This window comes from Curtobacterium sp. B8 (genome assembly GCF_000333315.1).
Lineage (GTDB): Bacteria > Actinomycetota > Actinomycetes > Actinomycetales > Microbacteriaceae > Curtobacterium > Curtobacterium luteum.
The window spans coordinates 1-2,941 of sequence record NZ_BACW01000595.1 but is presented as its reverse complement, the minus strand read 5'-3'; the positions used below and the strand labels follow the sequence as shown (position 1 = coordinate 2,941).

The 2,941-nt window shown below is 73.0% G+C and carries 2 protein-coding genes; both read right to left on the bottom strand.

The window, feature by feature from the left end; translation table 11 throughout:
• The coding region (locus I59_RS16115; RefSeq protein ID WP_022904754.1) for a tetratricopeptide repeat protein at positions 1 to 894 on the bottom strand (894 nt) is incomplete at its 3' end.
• Positions 891 to 2,627 (bottom strand): hypothetical protein, encoded by a 1,737-nt coding sequence (locus tag I59_RS16110; RefSeq protein WP_022904753.1) that lies wholly within the window; start codon positions 2,625 to 2,627, stop codon positions 891 to 893. The genes I59_RS16110 and I59_RS16115, both read right to left, overlap by 4 nt.
• Positions 2,628 to 2,941 lie beyond the last annotated feature (314 nt).

The following is a 2,941-nucleotide window of genomic DNA, read 5'->3' as shown; positions in this document are numbered from 1 at the left end:
GGTCGGCACGAGGTCGAGCAACCGGCCGAAGGCGTCGTCGACGTGACCGCCGCTGATGTCGAGGTCGGCGACCGCCATCTGCGCGGCGACGTCCGACGGCCCCGCGGCCGCGGCGCTCCGGATCTCGTCGGCCGTGTGCCCCTGCAAGCGGTCGAGCAGCGACACCTGCGCGAGCCCGGCGACGGCCATCTGGTCGTGCGGGTCCTGCGCGATCGCGGTCGTGTACTCCTGGATCGCCGTGGCGTAGTCGCCCTGCTCGATCGCGTCGTACGCGGCCTGGTGGTGCGGCGGCAGCGGCTCCGGCTCGGGCTCGCCCTGGTCGGCGGCGTCCACCGGGGCGGCGCCGTCCACCGCGACCCGACCCGACACGCCGTTCTGCTCCGCGGCCGCGAGGACCTGCTCGTACACGTCGCGCACCTGCGCCTCGGGCAGCGCGCCGACGAACAGCCCGAGGGGCCGGCCGCCGATGAGCGCGGCGACCGTGGGGATCGACTGCGCCTGGAAGGCCTGCACGAGCTGCGGGTTCGTGTCGGCGTCCACCTTGGCGAGGAGGACCCGTCCGTCGTACTCGGCGGTGAGCTGCTCGAGGATCGGCGACAGCTGCTTGCACGGTCCGCACCACTCGGCCCAGATGTCCACGATGACGGGGACGATGGTCGAGAGCTGCAGGACGTCCTGGAACGTCTGGTCGGTGACGTCGAGGACGAGCGACGGCACGGTCAGGTCAGCGGCACCCTCGGCAGCAGCGGACACCCCGCCGGCGGGAGCCGCACCGGCCGGAGCGCCACCCGCGCCCGGCGCGGTCGGGGCCGCCGGGCGCTGTGCGCGGTCGACGAGGGACGACAGGTCGACCGCGCCGCGGAGGCCGGACGGGGTCGGGGGGACGTTGCTCATTGGACCTCACTCGCGGCGGTCAGGCCCTGCGTGAAGCCGAGCAGGACCGCCTTCTCATCGGAGCCGACGGGCGGCACGTAGAACAGGACCTGCACGCCGTAGGTGGCGCTGATGCCCTTCTTGCTGGAGTCGACGCCCGAGAGCGCCTTCACGGCCCCCTCGGTGTTCACCTCGGCGCCGGACGCCGTGGGCGTGACCTTCTCGACCTCGTCGAGGTCGGCGGAGACGAGCGCACCGGCCTTGTCGGTGGCGAACGCGACGGCACCGTCGTCCGGGATCTCGGACGAGTACTCGATCTTCGCAGTGTCGGGCAGCGCCTTCGCCTTCTTGTCCTTGTAGGCCTTGCCGATCGTCTTCCGGAGCGCGTCGTCCTGCACGGCGAACAGGTCGGCGTACTCGCTCGCGGTGTCCTTCGAGAGGATGTCCGCGTAGGCCGTCGCCACCTGGTCCGGGGCGATCGTCAGGAGCTTCGTGTTCGCGGCCAGCAGGGCAGCACCGATCGAGGTCGGCGCGAGCGTCGGGATCTGCGCGTCGGCCTCCAGCGAGACGTCGTACGCGACCTTGTAGGGGTCGCGGGCGGTCTCCTGCGTGAGGGTCAGCGCCTGCGGTGCGGCCGTCTTGGCCGAGCAGTCCGCCGCGGTGATCGCGAAGATCGTCCGGGGCCAGGTGTCGGTCTGCTGCGGCAGCGCCACGCAGACCTCGTCGGCCGAGATCGCCGGCGGGGCGTCCACGTCGGAGTCCTTCGCGCGGATCGTGTAGTTGGCCTTCCGCAGCTCGAGCGCAGCGCCGGTGAACCGCTGGGCGGCGAGCGTGGCGTCCCGTGCGGCGTCGGCCCGCTTCGCCACGGAGGCCACGCGCTGCACGATGCGGGTGATCTGCTGCTTGGTCGCGGCGACCGGCTCGGCCTGGTCTGCGGACCCGGTCGCGGTGGCGGTCGGGGTCGGTGACGCTCCACCGCCCTGCGGCCAGTACTCGGACGAGCACCCGGCGAGTGTCAGGGCGCCGACGAGCAGGACCGGTACCGCGACGAACGCCCGCCGTCCGCGACGACCGCGGCTCGGCACCTGGGCTCCGGCCGCGGCGGCACGGCGGGAGGCGCGGACGCGCGGCGGTCGCGTCCCACCGCTGCGCCGACGCGGGCCCCGGCCACGCCGCTGGTGGAGGACGGCCCAGACGAGCAGCGCGATCCCGCCGAGCAGGAACAACCCGCCGGCGACGAGGAGCGGCCCGACGGACGGCGTCGCCGTGTCTCGGGGCCAGGTCACGGACACGTCGCTCGGGGCTGCGTCCTCGCCGTCGCCCACGATCACGACGGAGACGTCCTGGGGCAGGCGGACCGTGAACTGCCCGGCGCCGTCGTACTCCTGGTACCAGAGGTCACTGCCCTTCGGGTCCGGGACGCTCGTGTCCGTGCCCGTGGTCCGCCCCGTGAGCGAGCCGTCCTCGGCGTCGAAGCGGAGCGTCGTGTGCTCGGCGTCCCCGATCCAGGCCTGGACGTCCGAGGTCGTGCCGTAGGCGGCGAACACGTCACCGGAGCCCCGGACGTTGATCTCCTGGTAGCCGGGGTTGGCGTTCAGCGTCGTGCCCGGGATCACCGTCACCGGGGCGGACGACTTCGCCGTGGACTGCGCGACGAGCGAGGACGGGGGTGCGAAGACGGTGCGCTGACCGACCGCGAGGCCGACCAGCAGCAGGCCGACCACGAAACTGACGATCGCCAGGACGAAGCGCACGGAACTCTCTCCCTACCGCGCCGGGGTGGGGAATCGGCGCCGGATCAGCGGTCCACGATACCGAGCATCCCTGGGGAGTGCATCCCCGCCGGGTGCTCTGCGACTCAGAGTCCTCCGGTCGGGCCCACGCTACGATCGACCCGCGGGCCGCACGGGTCCGCCGGCGAGCACCAGGAGCGACACGTGGCGAACGACGAGGCAGAGTTCGGTTCGGAACTGCGGGGGTACCGCCGCGACGAGGTCGACCGTGCCCTCGGGGACCTCCGCCGCGAGCTCATCAAGTCGAACAAGGACCGCGCGGACGCCGCCAAGGA